The 17,333-nt window shown below is 33.2% G+C and carries 17 protein-coding genes and 3 tRNA genes; 8 read left to right on the top strand and 12 right to left on the bottom strand.

All coding sequences use genetic code 11. The features are described from left to right. Positions 1-5: 5 nt before the first annotated feature. The 6 genes from HM984_RS12235 to HM984_RS12210 form a co-directional block, all read right to left on the bottom strand. Positions 6-845: a phytoene/squalene synthase family protein gene (locus tag HM984_RS12235; RefSeq protein WP_179349355.1), complete on the bottom strand. Its 840-nt coding sequence runs from the start codon at positions 843-845 to the stop codon at positions 6-8. Positions 846-864: 19 nt separating this feature from the next. Beyond that, complete coding sequence (gene crtID, locus HM984_RS12230; RefSeq protein ID WP_179349354.1) at positions 865-2,325, bottom strand: bifunctional phytoene desaturase/3,4-desaturase; 1,461 nt, start codon at positions 2,323-2,325, stop codon at positions 865-867. Continuing rightward, positions 2,325-3,230, bottom strand: a complete 906-nt coding sequence (locus HM984_RS12225; RefSeq protein WP_179349353.1) for a MerR family transcriptional regulator — start codon at positions 3,228-3,230, stop codon at positions 2,325-2,327. The genes crtID and HM984_RS12225 overlap by 1 nt, the downstream gene beginning before the upstream one ends. A gap of 145 nt (positions 3,231-3,375) precedes the next feature. Continuing rightward, positions 3,376-3,459 (bottom strand) — tRNA-Leu (locus HM984_RS12220). A gap of 54 nt (positions 3,460-3,513) precedes the next feature. After that, positions 3,514-3,586 (bottom strand) — tRNA-Lys (locus HM984_RS12215). A 293-nt stretch (positions 3,587-3,879) separates the two neighbouring features. Then, positions 3,880-3,952: transfer RNA gene (locus HM984_RS12210), tRNA-Lys, on the bottom strand. Positions 3,953-4,082: 130 nt separating this feature from the next. Between HM984_RS12210 and HM984_RS12205 the strand changes: the two genes are divergently transcribed. Continuing rightward, the gene (locus tag HM984_RS12205) at positions 4,083-4,604 is read left to right on the top strand and encodes a shikimate kinase (protein ID WP_179349352.1); all 522 of its coding nucleotides are present in this window, start codon (positions 4,083-4,085) and stop codon (positions 4,602-4,604) included. Here the strand turns inward: HM984_RS12205 and HM984_RS12200 are convergent. The 3 genes from HM984_RS12200 to HM984_RS12190 are packed head-to-tail and all read right to left on the bottom strand — an operon-like array spanning position 4,596 to position 6,092. Further along, complete coding sequence (locus HM984_RS12200; protein WP_115809661.1) at positions 4,596-5,099, bottom strand: phosphoribosyltransferase family protein; 504 nt, start codon at positions 5,097-5,099, stop codon at positions 4,596-4,598. The genes HM984_RS12205 and HM984_RS12200 overlap by 9 nt on opposite strands. Further along, on the bottom strand, positions 5,099-5,686 hold the full coding sequence (locus HM984_RS12195) for a methyltransferase domain-containing protein (protein ID WP_179349351.1): 588 nt from the start codon (positions 5,684-5,686) through the stop codon (positions 5,099-5,101). Before HM984_RS12195 ends, HM984_RS12200 begins: the two co-directional genes overlap by 1 nt. 31 nt (positions 5,687-5,717) lie before the next feature. Next, positions 5,718-6,092: an RNA-binding S4 domain-containing protein gene (locus HM984_RS12190; RefSeq protein WP_115809665.1), complete on the bottom strand. Its 375-nt coding sequence runs from the start codon at positions 6,090-6,092 to the stop codon at positions 5,718-5,720. Between the two features lie 134 nt (positions 6,093-6,226). Between HM984_RS12190 and HM984_RS12185 the strand changes: the two genes are divergently transcribed. Beyond that, the gene (locus HM984_RS12185; RefSeq protein WP_179349350.1) at positions 6,227-7,282 is read left to right on the top strand and encodes an FKBP-type peptidyl-prolyl cis-trans isomerase; all 1,056 of its coding nucleotides are present in this window, start codon (positions 6,227-6,229) and stop codon (positions 7,280-7,282) included. Positions 7,283-7,362: 80 nt separating this feature from the next. Here the strand turns inward: HM984_RS12185 and HM984_RS12180 are convergent, their stop codons facing one another. The 3 genes from HM984_RS12180 to HM984_RS12170 all read right to left on the bottom strand — a co-directional run bounded on the left by HM984_RS12180 (position 7,363) and on the right by HM984_RS12170 (position 9,911). After that, positions 7,363-7,962 carry an outer membrane beta-barrel protein gene (locus tag HM984_RS12180; RefSeq protein ID WP_179349349.1) on the bottom strand — a complete coding sequence of 200 codons (600 nt, stop codon included), beginning with the start codon at positions 7,960-7,962 and terminating at the stop codon, positions 7,363-7,365. A gap of 54 nt (positions 7,963-8,016) precedes the next feature. Further along, entirely contained in the window at positions 8,017-8,970 is a 954-nt protein-coding gene (locus tag HM984_RS12175; RefSeq protein ID WP_115809671.1) for a transketolase family protein, read from the bottom strand. Between the two features lie 95 nt (positions 8,971-9,065). Then, positions 9,066-9,911 carry a transketolase gene (locus HM984_RS12170; protein WP_115809673.1) on the bottom strand — a complete coding sequence of 282 codons (846 nt, stop codon included), beginning with the start codon at positions 9,909-9,911 and terminating at the stop codon, positions 9,066-9,068. Positions 9,912-10,204: 293 nt separating this feature from the next. Here HM984_RS12170 and tgt point away from each other — a divergent pair, with 293 nt between their 5' ends. The 6 genes from tgt to HM984_RS12140 all read left to right on the top strand — a co-directional run bounded on the left by tgt (position 10,205) and on the right by HM984_RS12140 (position 17,296). Further along, positions 10,205-11,335, top strand: a complete 1,131-nt coding sequence (gene tgt, locus HM984_RS12165; RefSeq protein ID WP_115809675.1) for a tRNA guanosine(34) transglycosylase Tgt — start codon at positions 10,205-10,207, stop codon at positions 11,333-11,335. 134 nt (positions 11,336-11,469) lie between these two features. Continuing rightward, positions 11,470-12,492 carry an LptF/LptG family permease gene (locus HM984_RS12160; RefSeq protein WP_245940339.1) on the top strand — a complete coding sequence of 341 codons (1,023 nt, stop codon included), beginning with the start codon at positions 11,470-11,472 and terminating at the stop codon, positions 12,490-12,492. After that, entirely contained in the window at positions 12,479-13,387 is a 909-nt protein-coding gene (locus HM984_RS12155; protein ID WP_115809679.1) for a DMT family transporter, read from the top strand. The genes HM984_RS12160 and HM984_RS12155 overlap by 14 nt, the downstream gene beginning before the upstream one ends. A gap of 146 nt (positions 13,388-13,533) precedes the next feature. Continuing rightward, entirely contained in the window at positions 13,534-14,487 is a 954-nt protein-coding gene (locus HM984_RS12150; protein WP_115809681.1) for an acetyl-CoA carboxylase carboxyltransferase subunit alpha, read from the top strand. Between the two features lie 168 nt (positions 14,488-14,655). Beyond that, complete coding sequence (gene dnaB / locus HM984_RS12145; RefSeq protein WP_020896943.1) at positions 14,656-16,191, top strand: replicative DNA helicase; 1,536 nt, start codon at positions 14,656-14,658, stop codon at positions 16,189-16,191. 70 nt (positions 16,192-16,261) lie between these two features. Continuing rightward, positions 16,262-17,296 (top strand): AI-2E family transporter, encoded by a 1,035-nt coding sequence (locus HM984_RS12140; protein WP_179349348.1) that lies wholly within the window; start codon positions 16,262-16,264, stop codon positions 17,294-17,296. Positions 17,297-17,333 lie beyond the last annotated feature (37 nt).

The raw sequence follows: 17,333 nt of genomic DNA, 5'->3' as shown, positions 1-17,333 counted from the left end.
TTATTTTAAAGTAAATTTAATTGATATTTTACATAACTACGTGTTAGAAGCTCTATTTTTCTGTAGTTAGGAACTCTGATTCTAGTCGATTTTATTTGTAGTGCTGGTGTTTTTTTGAGTTTATCTAATAATTTGCTATAATATCTATAAGCCATAAATACACCAAATTTAGCCTCTAAAGGTAAATTTTTAATGCCTTCTAATCCTTTAGCAAAATCAGCTTCAATTTCACTGATGATAGCCTTCTTAGAAGCTTCATCAAGCTTATTTAAATCTGTATTCGGAAAATAAGTTCTGCTTAAATCTTCAAAGTCTTCTTTTAAATCGCGTAAAAAATTCACTTTTTGAAATGCAGAACCAAGGCTCATCGCTGATGCTTTTAAATCATTATACTTCGTAATATCTCCTTTTACAAAAACTTTAAGGCACATTAAGCCTACAACGTCCGCTGAGCCATAAATATACGTTTTGTATTCTTCATCAGTTAAATAGTCTTTTTTATGAAGGTCTAAGCGCATACTGTCCATAAAAGAATCTACCATATGTTTCTCAACATCATATTTATGATAGGTTTCTTGAAACGCGTTTAAAATAGGATTAAGACTAATCTTGTTTTCTAAAGCGGCTTCTAAATCACTTTCAAACATGTTAAAGAGTTTTTCTTTATCATAATCATGAAATGAATCTACTATTTCATCAGCAAATCTTACAAAGCCATAGATATTATAAATATCTTGTCTTATGGTGTGCGATAGCATTTTTGTAGCCATAGAGAACGATGTACTGTAAGCGTTTGTAACGGCCTTACTACAGGTATGAGAAACGTTGTCAAAAATTAATTTCATATGATGGTTATGTTTGCTATTAAACTTCGTTTTTTTGAATCAGTTCAGCCACGAGCTTACCTGAAATTAAAGCCGGAGGAACTCCTGGCCCTGGCACAGTAAGTTGTCCTGTGAAATAGAGTCCATTTACTTTTTTACTTTTTAATTTTGGTCTTAAAAAGGCGGTTTGCATTAACGTATTGGCCATACCATAAGCGTTTCCTTTATAAGAGTTGTAATCGTCAATAAAATCATTAACACAATACGATTCTTTAAAAAGTATATGTGCTTTAACATTTTGTCCCGTTCTTAATTCAAAACGATTTATGATAAGATCAAAATATTGCTGACGTAATTTTGGTGTGTCTTCAAGTCCTGGAGCAATTGGAATTAGAAAAAATCCGGTTTCACAATTCTCAGGAGCCATACTTGCATCAGTTACTGAAGGAAAGTTAGCATAAAATAATGGATTTTTAGGCCATTTTGGATTATCGTAAATTTCTTCCGCATGATTCTCAAAATCGGTATCAAAGAACAAATTGTGATGTTCTAAATTTTTCAACTTTTGATTGAAGCCTACATAAAAGAGTAGGGACGAAGGTGCAAATGTTCTGCTTTCCCAATACGACTCACTGTATTGTCTATAGTTTTCGTCTAAAAGCGTTTCAGAATGGTGGTAATCTGCACCACTTAAAATAATGTCAGAATTAATAATAGTTCCGTTTACCGTAATGCTTTTCGCTTTCTTGTTGTCAACACTAATTTTTTCTACGTTGCTATTGGTATGTATGTTTACTCCTAAGCTTTCCGCTAGGCTTTTCATAGCTTTAACTATTTCGTACATGCCTCCTTTGGGGTGCCATGTACCTAAACCAAAATCGGCAAAATTCATAAAACTATAAAATGAAGGAGTCTGATTTGGTTTAGCACCTAAAAACAAAACAGGGAATTCTAAAGTTGAAATCAGTTTAGGGTTCTTAAAGTTCTTTCGGACTTCTTTGCTAATGGTATTATAGAAGCGATCTAAGCGCGTAATAGTTTCTTTTGTCACCAATTCAAAAGGTGAAAGACCAGGCTTTAAAACCACTTTATTTATAGCGATGTCGTAATTTTCTTGAGCTGTTGCTATAAATTTACGAAGTGGTTTGGAGCTGCCGGTTTCAATACGCTCAAACTCGTCACAAATTTTATCCATGTGGTCACCAATGGTAATCACATCATCAGAAAAGAAAATTTTATAAGCAGGACTTAATTTATCAAGTTGATAGTAGTCACTTGTGCTTTTTCCGAAATCATTAAAGAACTTATCGAATATATCTGGCATCCAATACCAACTTGGACCGATATCAAAAGTAAAACCATCCTTTTTGAGTTGTCTAGCTCTTCCGCCTACCGTATCGTTTTTTTCGTATATAGAAACGGTATAACCAGCTTTAGCTAAATAGCATGCTGCCGATAACGCTGAAAACCCTGAGCCTATTATGGAAATCGTTTTACGCATTAATCTTGCAATTCTTGAGTTAGTGTTTTAATAGAATTAAATGCTCTTATATTTTTAGGGAATTGGTCTTTGTTAAGCTCATTTATCATGCGGCCTAATACCCAAAACTTGGTTTTTGAGGTTTTTAAAATAAGGTCATCAAACTCATTGAGGTAATTTACGAGGTTTTCTTTTTCAGGTTTTATCGTAAAATAGGATACAAAAATGATGTCTTCGTAGTAATTCTTAAGTTCTAGCAAACTCGCCATAGGAACACTTGGTCCTAAAAAGATAGATCTATAGCCATGTCTTACAATTTCGTGATTAAGAAACATTAAACCGAGTTCGTGTATTTCATTATCAGGTAAATAAAGAACAAAGGTTTTGTCAGATTTAAGAATTTGTTTGGATTGTATTTTTTCTGTACTTATTAATATTTTTTGGCGAATAAGTGTAGAAATAAAATGTTCGTGTGCAGGTGTTATAGTATCTGTTTGCCACAATAGTCCGATTTCAGTTAAAAACGGAATAAATATATCGTAAAAAATGTCTTGAAATGTCTTTTCTTTTAGCAGCGACTCATAAGTTTTGTAAAATAAAGCTTGATCAAAATTTAGCATTGACAGTTTGAAAGCATTTATAGCATGGCTTTCTAAATTAGTTTCTGTTGCGATTTCTCTAACTAATTGCGGAATTTTCTGCGTATCAATTGTAGCAATCTTAGAAATTTTGTATCCATTATTATTAAGGTAGCTGACGTTAAGAAGCTTTTGAAAACTAGCTAAGTCGTAATACCTAATATTTGTTTCCGTGCGTTTAGGCTCTAGCAAATTATAACGCTTTTCCCAAATTCTTATAGTGTGTGCTTTAATCCCTGTTAGGTTTTCTAAATCCTTTATACTAAACCTATCCTTAATATTGTTCATTTTATTTTAAAAATGTTTAAACAAAAATAAGGTTTATACCAATACGAAGTTTAGAATTAACAAAAATTATATAAAAAAAGAATGTACGGTGATGTAGAAACTTGAATTTACTTAGGTAGGTAAGAATAATTTTTTTGAGTAATTGTGCGCACGAGAAGACTCGAACTTCCACGGACTAATGTCCACCAACCCCTCAAGCTGGCGCGTCTACCAATTCCGCCACGTGCGCAAAATAATGAAGTAAATAAAAAAAAGTTAAGCATTATACTTAACTTTTTTTTAGTGACCAGTCTGGGGCTCGAACCCAGGACCCTCTCCTTAAAAGGGAGATGCTCTGCCAACTGAGCTAACTGGTCGTTATGTTTTTTTCTAACGAGGGTGCAAATATAAAACCTTTATCCAAATACAAAGACTAGAATTTGAAAAAATTTTATTTTTTTTATCAGTTTAAAATTTTAGATACAATAAACAACATTTTAGAAAGGTGTAATTGTTTGTATTTGAAAAAGTTAATAAAGTAATAACGTAATTTTTGTTGTTTACTATTTATTATTTTATCACGTTATTATTTTTGATGATACCTTGTTTTAGGTGAATAGATTGAATTTTAAGCAAAAAAAAGTTAAGCGTAATGCTTAACTTTTTTTAGTGACCAGTCTGGGGCTCGAACCCAGGACCCTCTCCTTAAAAGGGAGATGCTCTGCCAACTGAGCTAACTGGTCTTATATGCTTTTCTCTAACGAGGGTGCAAATATATAAGCTTTCTTTAATTTAACAACACTTTTTTAAATTTTTTTTTCGTTTTTTTGTTGTGAACAAACCTATGGGTTTAATAATCAATTTATAAGTGCTATGATTATAGTTTTAATAGGATATATGGGGTCGGGAAAATCAACTATTGGTAAGGAATTGGCTACAGCTCTGGAGTACAGTTTTTTAGACTTGGATGATTACATTTCTGACAAAGAAAAAGGGTCAATTTCTGAAATATTTAAAACAAAAGGTGAAATTTACTTTAGAAGAAAAGAAACCGAATATTTAAATGAGGTTATAAATTCTTCTGAAAATATTGTTTTAGCGCTAGGAGGAGGCACTCCTTGTTATGGCAAAAACATGGATTTGATAATTAATAATACTAATGTAACTAGTTTTTATTTAAAGCTGTCCATACCACTTTTGTCAAAACGTTTATTCACAGAAAGAGAAAAACGACCTTTAATAAGTCATTTAAATTCTGAAACTGAATTATTAGAGTTTATAGGTAAGCACTTATTTGAGCGCAATCAATATTATAGTAAATCACAATTTACACTCGACACAGATCATAAAGCGAAACAAGAAATTTTAGAAGATCTTGTAACGCATTTAATCTAAATAGGCTTCGTAAGGTTGTTTAGATAAATTAACATTTACGTGTTCAAATAAAGAGGTTGAAAGGGAAATGCCTTTGAAATCAGCTTTAACAGGATATTTTTTGTGATTACGATTTACTAAAACCGCAGTTTTAAACTGTTTTAGAGGTACGTCTAAAAAGTGCTTAATACCATATATTAATGTACTACCAGAATTTAGTACATCGTCAATAAGCACAATAGATTTATTGGTATACTCTTCTTTAGGTATTGAGGTTTTAATTGGATCTGTTGGTTCTAATTTGTTTATAATCACCTTACATAAGGTAGATTCAATAGTAGAAATTTTATCCAAATTAGATTTTATCTTTTTGGCAAGAAGATAGCCATTGCTTTCTATGCCTGCGATAATGAGCTCTGTTTCATTAACATTGCTTTCATAAATTTGATATGCAATACGTTTTATTTTATGCTCAATTTCTTTATGACTTAAAATTGTATTTTTTGTAAGTGCCATTAGCTCTTTTTTTCAAAGATAAAAAACAGTTCATTACCTTGTCTTTCTTTTATCGAATTAATTGAAGGTTCTAATACATTTTGATGAAACTTGTGTTCGAAAAGCGCTTTGTATTCTGAGAGACTCCCTCCAAATGGTGGACCATCTTCAGTTAATTCAAAATTAAAGAATAAACCAATAAGCTTCCCTTTAGCTTTTAGTAGATGAAACATTTTTTCAACATAGTGTGCTCTTAAGCTAGGATGTAGCGCGCAAAAAAAGGTTTGCTCAAAAATAAGATCAAAGCTATCGTCTAATTCAAAAAAATCAGCATTTAAAAGTTGATTTTGAGGGAACTCTGGTAGACGCTTTTTAAAATTATCTAAAGGTTGTTTCGCAAAATCTAATACATAAACGTTTTTAAAACCGTTATTCCATAAGTATTCGGCTTCATAACTATTACCTGCCCCAGGAATTAAAATTTTTACGGTCTTATCTTTAAGTTGATCAAAATAAATTTTTAGTGGAGTAGACGTATAGCCAACATTCCAACCTATTTTATGTGTAGCGTAGCGTTCCTCCCAATATTTTTGATCTATTAAGTCCATATAATAATATTATTTTAAAAATGCCACAAGGTTACTCTTCGTCATCTTCATGAAAGTCATCAATATCTCGTCTATCCTTTTTAGTAGGTCGTCCTGCACCTTTCTTTCTATAATAATCTTTACTGTATTTTAAGAGCTCTTGTGCCTCAAACGCAGATTTGGGAGTGGTGTCTGTTCTGTATAGATCAACTAATTTTGCGCCCACACGATTGGGCGGTAAATCATTAACAGTAAGCTGATAAATGATTTGGTCTTTTCTTAGTTCTATTTTATCGGTAGGAAACACTTCTCTCGATGGTTTTACTGCCGCACCATTAACTTTTACTTGTCCTTTTTTGCATGCTTTTGTTGCAATGCTTCGTGTTTTGTAATAGCGTACACACCATAAATATTTATCAATTCGCATATCTTTTTTACTAAAAACTACGTTAATCTTGTAGTGCAAAAATATTATATTATTGTATCTTGCGCGTTAAAAATAAGCAATAATGAACTTCGTATATCAACTGTGGTGGTTTTATGCGTTCAATATAAATTTATATGAAAATTAAAATTTTAAAATTCAGCCTTTTATTAATGGTGTTATCTACGGTCGTAATCTCTTGTAAAAGTGATGATGATAATACAGTTACTTTCGTTGAGGCAGATAGAACAGAGCAACAAGTTAAAGATAGAGATTCTATATTATTATACTTATCTACACATTATTATAACTCAGGTTTTTTTGAAACGGGTTCAAATCATAAATACACAGATATTCTAATAGAAGGATTAGCTGATGGTGAAGTAGTGCCAGACGGCCATACCTTATTACTAGATGCGGTGACAACGCACACAACGGAATACTTAGAGGCTACTTATGAGTACTATGTACTAAACATTAACCAAGGAGGTGGTGATAGTTCACCTACTTTTGTAGATAAAATCCGTGTAAGGTACGAAGGAAGTTCTGTAAATGATGCCTTAGAAGGTAATTATGAAGTTTTTGACTCTAGTGTAACACCTGTAGATTTTAATTTACAATTAGGAGGTTTTGTAACAACTAGTGTTATAAAAGCATGGCAACTTGTAATGCCATCCTTTAATGTGTCTTCTAGTTACGAAATTGACGAAGAAGGTATTTTTAGTTTTGTTAATCCAGGTTTAGGTGTCATGTTTGTGCCTTCTGGTTTGGGTTATTTTTCAGGTTCTACTACAGGGTCGTCATATGACAATCTTATTTTTAAATTTGAATTATTACAGTATGAAGTAGAAGATCATGATGGGGATGGAATCCCTTCATATATTGAAGATTTAGATAACGATTTAGATGTTGTTAATGACGATTCAGATGGAGATCTTTCTCCAGATTTTGTGGATGTTGATGATGATGGAGATCTTGTTTTAACTAGAGATGAATTGATTCCTACAACTTATACGGTTGATACAAGTCTTAATGAAGATGAGCCAATACTTGCTGCTAATGAATTTGAAATAAGTAGAGTTAAAATTGGAGATATTATCACGATTAAAACAGTAACTATTGTAGATTCTAATAATGATGGTACACCAGATTATTTAGATCCAACAATTACAATTAATTACAACGAGATTTAGTATCTAAACTAAATTCTTAAAATAAGAAAAGCCGCTCAAAATTTTTGAGCGGCTTTTTATTTGCTTTTTTTTAGCTTTGTCTAAAGCGCAATAGATAAACTTAATATTAACTGATCTGGTCTCGTGTCTATTCTACTTACAATTCCAGTACCTAAATTAGTATCAATAAAAGTAGCTTCGTTGTGATTAAAACCTCTTTCATATCTGAGATCTACTCCTATGTTATTAAAGCTAAGTCCGACACCAAAGTTTAATCCAACAGAAAAGTCGTTTTCAACATTGTCTATATTAATACCATCAAATTCTGTATCTAGAATATACTGAAATGATGGGCCTGCAAAGACACTTAGAGGTCCTATGATTTGAACCCCTACAAGTACTGGAGCATCAATTTTCTTAACTGAAAATTCATCATTGCTATAATCACTTTTGGTAGCTGTATAAACGAGCTCAGGTTTCAAATACAATTTGTTACCTATTTTTCCGAAAAGGCCAATATGATAGCCAATGTTGCGATCCGGGTTTTTTGCATTAGCACTAGCAGATTCAAAATAATCTCCATTGGCACTATAATTTAAGCCCCCTTTAATTCCAAAAGAATTTCCGTTTTGAGCTGTCATTGAAAATCCAACAAAAGCAAAAGCCACAGTTGCGATAACTGTTTTTTTTAAATTTTTCATAATGTTCGTTTTATAAGATTAGGTACTTGCTTCAAAAACGATACCAAATCAAAATTATTTTCTTTTCAGTACTTTTTTAACAGCATTTTGAATAGCCTCGCTATTTAAACCATACTTATCCATCAGTTGTGCTGGTGTACCAGACTCTCCAAAAGTATCATTTGTAGCAACAAATTCTTGAGGTGTCGGACGGTGTTGTGCTAAAACTCTAGCTACACTTTCTCCTAAGCCGCCAAGATGATTGTGCTCTTCAGCAGTAACGATACAACCTGTTTTAGCAACAGAGTCTAAAATAGCTTTGTCGTCTAAAGGTTTTATAGTGTGAATATTAATGACTTCCGCAGAAATACCAGCTTCATGTAATGCTTTTGATGCTTCTAGAGCTTCCCAAACTAAATGACCAGTGGCAACAATAGTGACATCCGTACCCTCTGTAAATTTAATAGCTTTACCAATTTCGAATTTCTGATCGGCAGGAGTGAAAATTGGGACAGAAGGACGACCAAATCGTAAATAAACTGGGCCATCATAATCAGCAATAGCAATAGTTGCCGCTTTTGTTTGGTTATAGTCACATGGATTAATAACTACCATTCCTGGTAACATTTTCATTAATCCGATATCTTCTAAAATTTGATGTGTAGCTCCATCTTCACCTAAAGTTAATCCCGCGTGAGATGCACAAATTTTTACATTCTTACCAGAGTAGGCAATTGATTGGCGAATTTGATCATAAACGCGACCAGTAGAGAAATTAGCAAAAGTTCCTGTAAAAGGTATTTTTCCACCAATAGTTAAACCAGCAGCAATGCCCATCATGTTAGCCTCTGCGATTCCGATTTGGAAAAAACGTTCAGGATTCTCTTTAATGAATTCGTCCATTTTTAAAGATCCAATTAAGTCAGCACATAAGGCTACGACATTAGGATTTGTACGGCCTAATTCTGCTAAACCAGCACCAAATCCACTTCTTGTATCTTTTTTTTCTGTGTATGTGTATGTTTTCATTCCTATGCCCACGAAAGTGGGTATCTTTTAATTAGTATTCATTTTTAAGTCCTTCCTTTATAGAGAGATTTAATCTCAATCTATTAAGAAGGAGTTTAATAATCTCCTAAAGTTTCAGGATTCTGAGCTAAACCGTTAGCAAGTTGCTCATCGTTTGGTGCTTTACCATGCCAAGCGTGTGTGTGCATCATAAAATCAATTCCATTACCCATAACCGTATGTAATAAAACACAAACTGGTTTTCCTTTTCCTGTTAAAGATTTAGCCTCTTTCATGCCTTTAATAACAGCTTCAATGTCATTACCTTTTTCGATGTCTAAAACGGTCCAGCCAAAGGCTTCAAATTTTGCTCTTAGACTTCCCATTGGTAAAACATCGTCTGTAGAACCATCAATTTGTTGTTGATTTAAATCTACAGTTGAAATTAAATTATCCACTTTTTTAGCAGAAGCGTACATAATAGCTTCCCAGTTTTGACCTTCTTGAAGTTCCCCATCACCATGAAGACTGTATACTAAATGATCGTCATTGTTTAGTTTTTTGGCTTGTGCTGCTCCAATAGCAACAGACATACCTTGCCCTAAAGAACCAGAAGCAATTCTAATGCCTGGTAACCCTTCATGTGTCGTTGGGTGTCCTTGTAAACGTGTATTAATAAGTCTAAAAGTATTCAATTCCTCAACAGGAAAATATCCAGATCTTGCCAACACACTATAATAGACAGGTGAAATGTGTCCGTTTGAAAGAAAAAATAAATCTTCCCCAATTCCGTCCATATCAAAACCGTCTTTAGTTTCCATCAGCTCTTGGTATAGAGAAACAAAAAATTCGGCACAGCCTAATGATCCGCCAGGATGACCAGAGTTTACCTTGTGTACCATTCGTATAATATCTCTACGAACTTGAGTAGTTAAATCAGTTAATTCTTTAATGTTTGGCATGTTATGTTGCTTAAGTTTTATGCTACAAAAGTAACTTTTTACTAAGGTTTTTCAAAAGTTGAAAAGGAGCACTTATTAACGAATTGTATGATTTGCTAACAATATGCTGAAAATAGCTGAAAACAATAATAGATTATTGGAAGATTATTTTTTTAAATTTAATTTAAGAGGGAATACTATAGAGTTATTTATATTTGCCGTCTGACTTACAATTCTTGAGACGAGTATGCTAAAATTATTAATGATTAATAGCGTACAACATGTGTCTCCTGAAAAATAATAAGTACAAACACATGAAATTTCAAAGAGTAGCAAAAGATACACAAAGCAAGGCAAGAGCTGGTACAATAACAACAGATCATGGAACTATAGAAACTCCTATCTTTATGCCAGTTGGTACTGTAGCTTCCGTAAAGGGAGTGCACCAAAGGGAGCTTAAAAATGATATTAACCCAGATATAATTCTAGGAAATACATATCATCTTTACTTAAGACCTCAAACTCCAATTTTAGAACAAGCTGGAGGCTTACATAAATTTATGAATTGGGACCGTAATATTTTAACCGATTCTGGTGGTTACCAAGTATACTCTATGTCTTCAAATAGAAAGATAAAAGAAGAAGGTGTAAAGTTTAAATCGCATATTGATGGTAGTTACCACGTGTTTACTCCAGAAAATGTGATGGAAGTGCAACGCAGTATTGGTGCTGATATTATCATGGCTTTTGATGAATGTACACCGTATCCATGTGATTATAATTACGCTAAACGTTCTATGCATATGACGCATCGTTGGTTAGAGCGTTGTTTAACGCATCTAAAAAAGACACCTTTTAAGTATGACTATGAACAAACGTTTTTTCCGATTGTTCAAGGTAGTTGTTATAAAGATTTAAGAGAGCAATCTGCTGAATATATCGCAAATGCAGGTGCTGAAGGAAATGCAATTGGTGGACTATCAGTAGGTGAGCCAGCAGAAGAAATGTATGCGATGACAGATATTGTCTGTAATATTCTACCAGAAGACAAACCACGGTATTTAATGGGAGTTGGGACACCAATCAATATTTTAGAAAATATTGCGTTAGGTGTAGATATGTTTGATTGTGTAATGCCAACACGTAATGCCAGAAACGGTATGTTGTTTACTGCTCATGGGTCAATTAATATTAAAAATTTAAAATGGGCTAATGACTTTTCGCCTGTAGATGAAATGGGAATTACATTTGTAGACACAGAATATAGCAAAGCCTATTTAAGACACCTGTTTACTGTTAATGAATTATTAGGTAAGCAAATTGCAACCATTCATAATCTAGGTTTTTACCTTTGGTTGACGAGAGAAGCCAGAAAGCATATTATTGCAGGTGATTTTAGAGCTTGGAAAGACAAAATGGTAAAACAAATGGATAACCGTTTGTAGATATAGAACTTAAATTTGAAACTGAATTTAATATTAAAACGATAAGTTCTGTTAAACAACTAAACAACTAAAGAAGACACTTGAAAATCCTAGATTGGTACATATTAAAACGGTATTTGTTTACATTTCTAATGATGTTACTACTTTTTGTCCCTATTGGGATTACTGTAGATTTAGCAGAAAAAGTAGGTAAAATGTTAGAAAATGATGTGCCGTTTGGGGAGATCGCATTTTATTATTTAGATTTTACGGTATATTTTGCGAATCTTTTATTTCCGTTATTTTTATTCTTATCGGTTATTTGGTTTACATCCAAACTGGCAAATAACACAGAAATTGTCGCGTTTTTAAGTTCTGGTGTTTCGTTTTCAAGATTCTTAAGACCGTATATGATTGGTGCTTCTATTGTAGCAGGATTCGCGTTGTTTTTAGGTATGTATTTAGCTCCAATAGCAAGTCAAGGGTTTAATGAGTTTAAATTTAAGTACCTAAAAAAGAACAAGTCAGTTCAGCAAACAAAAGATGTTTACCAACAAATTAATGATCACGATTATATATATGTAAGTAATTTTATACCTAAAACTAAATCGGGCTTAAATTTCACGTACGAGCATTTTGAAGGTAATGAATTAAAATATAAAATTTTTGCAGATAGAATTAGTTATGTTGAAAAGGATAGTGCTTATAAACTTACGACCTATTTAAAGCGGTCATTTGATAATGGCATTGAAACGGTAGAGAAAGAGACTCATAAAACAGTACAATTTCCATTTGAGCTCGAAGATTTAACACCTGTAGAATATGCCGCAGAAACAAAATCTTATGGGGAACTCCTTGATTTTATCGCTGCAGAAAAACGAAGAGGTTCACCTAATATAGGGCGTTATGAAGTGGTGAAATTAAAAAAATGGAGTTTACCAGTTTCCATATTTATTCTAACTATAATTGCTGTGGCTGTATCTTCTATAAAGCGTAGAGGTGGTATGGGAGTGAATTTAGCTTTTGGTATTGCCATTGCAATGATTTACGTTTTCTTCGATAAGGTTTTTGGTGTCATGGCAGAGCAATCTAATTTTCCTGCGATCGTTGCTGTATGGTTTCCTAATGTAATATTTGGTATTTTAGCCATATATCTGCTGCAAAATGCCAAACGCTAAATTAAAGCATTATTTACATTTACACTTTCTTGTGGTCATTGCTGGTTTTACCGCAATACTAGGAGAATTAATTACTATTGGTGCTTTAGAATTGGTTTGGTATAGAATGGCAATGGCCGGAATTTTAATGTTTATTTATATTAAAATTGTAAGAATAAATATAAAAATCTCATCAAAAACATTTTGGCAATTTTCTGCAGCAGGAGTTATTATAGCATTGCATTGGATTACGTTTTTCGAAGCCATAAATCAAGCCAATGTTTCTATTGCTTTGGCCATGTTCTCTTCGGGGGCATTTTTTGCGTCCTTCATTGAGCCCATCTTTTTTAAACGCCGTATTTTAGGTTATGAAATTATTTTCGGAATCATTGTCATTCTTGGAGTTGTTTTAATTACTAGTAGCGAAATGGGGTACATTAATGGGATTATTTTAGGATTGTTCTCAGCGTTATTCTCGACTTTATTTGCGGTAATAAATGGACTTTTTATAGAGAAGCATAGTGCAACCGTTATTTCATTTTATGAATTTATAAGTGGAGTCGTTTTTCTTACGATTTTCATTCTTTTAACAGGCAAAAGCTTTAATGCAGAATTTTTTACACTATCCAATTCAGATTGGATGTACTTATTCATTTTAGCGTCAGTTTGTACAGCTTATGCGTTTATAGGTTCAGTAGAAGTCATGCGTTATATAAGTCCATTTACTGTGATTTTAAGTTATAACTTAGAGCCAGTCTATGGTATTGCTATCGCTTTGATGCTATTTCCTGAAACAGAAAAAATGTCGCCACAGTTCTATTTGGGCGCTATACTTGTGTTGGGAACTGTTTTATTTGATGCAGTTTTCAAAAATTATCAAAGACGAAAAAGGAAAACAAATAGTATTAACACTTAAAGTTTTCATAGTTTCTTTAATAAATTCTATTTTTGTAAATTGAATATTGTGTGCCTACTTTTTTATCTATTTTTTATAAAATAGAAATAAGAATACGTAGGTTTGTACCTAAGAAAACTAACTAAACAAAACTAACTTCAAATTGTATGGAATATTTAGAGTTTGAATTACCAATAAAAGAATTAGAGGATCAGCTAGATAAGTGTGAAATTATAGGTAAAGAAAGTGATGTAGATGTCACTGAAACCTGTAAGCAGATTGAAAAGAAACTTGCTGAAACTAAAAAAGATATTTACAAAAATCTTTCAGCTTGGCAGCGAGTACAGTTGTCTCGTCATCCTAATAGACCTTATACGTTAGATCATATTAAAGCACTTTGTGGTGATACTTTTTTAGAATTACACGGAGACAGAAATGTAAAGGACGATAAAGCCATGATTGGTGGATTAGGTAAAATAGGAGACCAATCGTACATGTTTATTGGCCAGCAAAAAGGATTTAATACCAAAACAAGACAATATCGTAATTTCGGAATGTCTAATCCGGAAGGGTATCGTAAAGCCTTACGCCTTATGAAATCTGCCGAGAAATTCGGAATTCCTGTTGTGACGCTAATCGATACTCCAGGAGCGTATCCTGGTTTAGAAGCTGAAGAACGCGGACAAGGAGAGGCTATTGCTAGAAACATTTTAGAAATGGCACGTCTTAAAGTACCAATTATCACCATTATTATTGGTGAAGGTGCTTCAGGTGGTGCTTTAGGTATTGGAGTAGGAGATCGCGTTATGATGTTAGAGAATACGTGGTATTCGGTAATTTCACCAGAATCTTGTTCTTCAATATTATGGAGAAGCTGGGAATACAAAGAACAAGCAGCAGAGGCTTTAAAACTTACTGCTAAGGATATGAAACGTATGAAGCTTGTCGACTCTATTATTAAAGAACCACTTGGTGGAGCTCATACTGATAGAGACAAAGCATTTTCTGCAGTAAAAGACGCCATTATTAAATCTTATGAAGAGCTTAAAAACTTATCACCAAAAGATTTAGTGAACCAACGTATGGAAAAATACGATGCAATGGGAGTCTATAAAGACTAAATCCACTAAATATAGGAAACTAAAAAAAACTGAAGTTTTAGCTTCGGTTTTTTTTGGCACTATTAACAATATAATCAAGTTATTAACAGTTAAATTGTTGAAGACCTGTTGACATCGTCAAGCGTGCTTCTTCATTTCCTCAACACTAATTAACTACTTTTGCTACTTATGAAACAACCCAATCCAGTACAAGGCTACAAAGTTGATAAAAGCACTATCATTAATTTAGAGAAGGGCAAAATACCTCCTCAAGCAACTGATTTAGAAGAGGTTGTGCTTGGGGCGATGATGATTGATAAAAAGGGAGTTGATGAAGTAATTGACATTTTAAGTCCTGATGCATTTTACAAAGATGCTCATAAACATATCTTTGAGGCCATTTTTAAGTTGTTTGAAAATAGTGAGCCTATTGACTTATTAACCGTTTCTAGTCAATTAAAGAAAGATCAAAAGCTAGAAGTTTCTGGCGGTGATTTTTACCTTATTTCCTTAACACAACGCGTCTCTTCTTCTGCACATATTGAGTTTCATGCACGTATTATTCTTCAAAAATATATTCAGAGAAGTTTAATAAAGATTTCAAACGAAATTATTGAAGAAGCTTATGATGAAACGAAAGATGTTTTTGATCTTTTAGATACCGCTGAAGCTAAATTATACGAGGTCACCCAAGGTAACGTTAAGAAATCTACGGAGTCTGCTCAAAGTTTAGTAATTCAAGCGAAAAAGAAAATTGAGGAAATGTCTAATAAGGAAGGGATGAGTGGTGTCGCTTCTGGTTTTGATAAGCTCGATAAATTAACCTCGGGTTGGCAACCTAGTGATTTAATTATTGTTGCTGCACGTCCTGGTATGGGTAAAACAGCTTTAACATTAACCATGGCAAGGAATGTTGCTGTTAATAGTAATACGCCTGTTGCGTTCTTCTCTCTGGAGATGTCTTCAGTTCAATTAATTACGCGTTTAATTTCTAGTGAAACTGGCTTATCTTCTGAAAAGTTAAGAACAGGTAAATTAGAAAAGCACGAATGGGAGCAACTTAACGTAAAAGTAAAAACCTTAGAGCAAGCACCTTTGTTTATAGATGATACACCGTCGCTTTCTATTTTCGATTTAAGAGCAAAAGCACGTCGTTTAGCGTCTCAATATGGTATTAAGATGATTATGATTGACTACTTGCAATTAATGACAGCAGGTGGAAGTCAAAAAGGGGGGAATCGTGAACAAGAAATATCGATGATTTCTCGAAACCTTAAAGCCTTAGCAAAAGAATTAAGTATTCCTGTAATTGCCTTATCTCAGTTATCTCGTGCGGTAGAAACGCGTGGAGGTAGTAAACGTCCTTTATTATCCGATTTACGTGAATCTGGAGCGATTGAGCAAGATGCGGATATTGTAGCCTTTATTTATAGACCTGAATATTATAAGATTGATGAATGGGATGATGAAGAACGCTCTCCAACCGAAGGTCAAGGTGAATTTATTGTAGCAAAACACAGAAATGGTGGTTTAGAAAACATACGTTTGAAATTTATTGGACACTTAGGTAAGTTTGATAATTTAGATGATTTTGATACACCTTTTGGTGCAGAGTTTCATTCTAAAATGAACGATGCTGCTAATGATAATACATTTACACCAGATAAGTTCCCTTCTGCTTCGGATGCATTTGGAGGACCAGAGGATGATGGCGTACCATTTTAACAGCATTTTAAGGATATAAAAAGTGTATTTTAACTTATCTTTGACCGCTAGTTAAAAAGAATTTTGCCTCATGTTAGAACAAAGACGTACAACCAATGTGTTGCTGTTAATTATAGTAGTGCCTTTAGTATTTTATTTACTAAAGATCTTGTCGTTTATATTTATCCCATTGATTTTCTCAATGTTTATTGCCTTGTTATTCTTGCCATTAATGCGATGGTTGGGACGTAGAAATGTACCTAAAATTGTAAGTATTATTATCGTTTTGTTATTGGTGGCATTAGGCCTTAAACTAGGTATTGAATTAGTACAGTTATCTAGCAAACAAATATTAGCAAATAACACTGAGTTTTTATCTAAAGCCGAATTAAAAACAGCAGACTTAAAAATCTATTTATTAGATAATTTCGGAATTGAAATAGAACAAGAACATGGCATTATAGGGCAGCTTTTTGAAAAAGAAAATTTAGGATCTACGCTTGGCTTTCTCAATTCATTTTTAACCACTTTATTAATGACTGTTTTCTTTGTAGTGCTGTGGTTAGCAGAATCCATTAACGTGCATAAACTACTTAATAGTACGTTGTTAAAAAGAAAACACACATCTATTAAGACCTTTATGAAGATTGAAAAAGATCTTATAAAGTTTATTAAAGTAAAAGTTTTAGTGAGTGCGCTTACAGGATTATTCACCGGATTAATGTGTGTCTTTTTTGATGTTAGTTTCCCTATTTTCTGGGGATTATTCGCCTTTGCTATTAATTTTGTGCAAATGGTAGGCTCGTTTATTTCTGTAATATTCTTATCTATTTTTGCTTTTGTAGAACTCGATCCGTCAAGTACATTGTTCTTCTTTATTTTTGCGATTTCTATGGTTCAAGTCACCTTTGGTGCCGTTTTAGAACCAATTTTTATGGGGAAATCTTTCTCTATAAATGTGATTGCAGTATTGGTAATGTTAATGTTTTGGGGCTTCCTTTGGGGAATTCCTGGATTGATTATGGCAATTCCAATAACCGTTTTTATCAAAATTATTTTAGAACAGTTCGAAGGCACCAAGGTTATCGCTAGCTTACTTTCGGGCAGTGAATCGCCTTTGGACTAAGAGCGTTGTTTTTGTAATCAAATTATAATTTTAAGTA

Origin of the sequence: Winogradskyella pacifica (assembly GCF_013403915.1) — a bacterium.
Taxonomy (GTDB): Bacteria; Bacteroidota; Bacteroidia; order Flavobacteriales; family Flavobacteriaceae; genus Winogradskyella; species Winogradskyella pacifica.
This window is presented reverse-complemented; position numbering and strand designations above follow the sequence as displayed.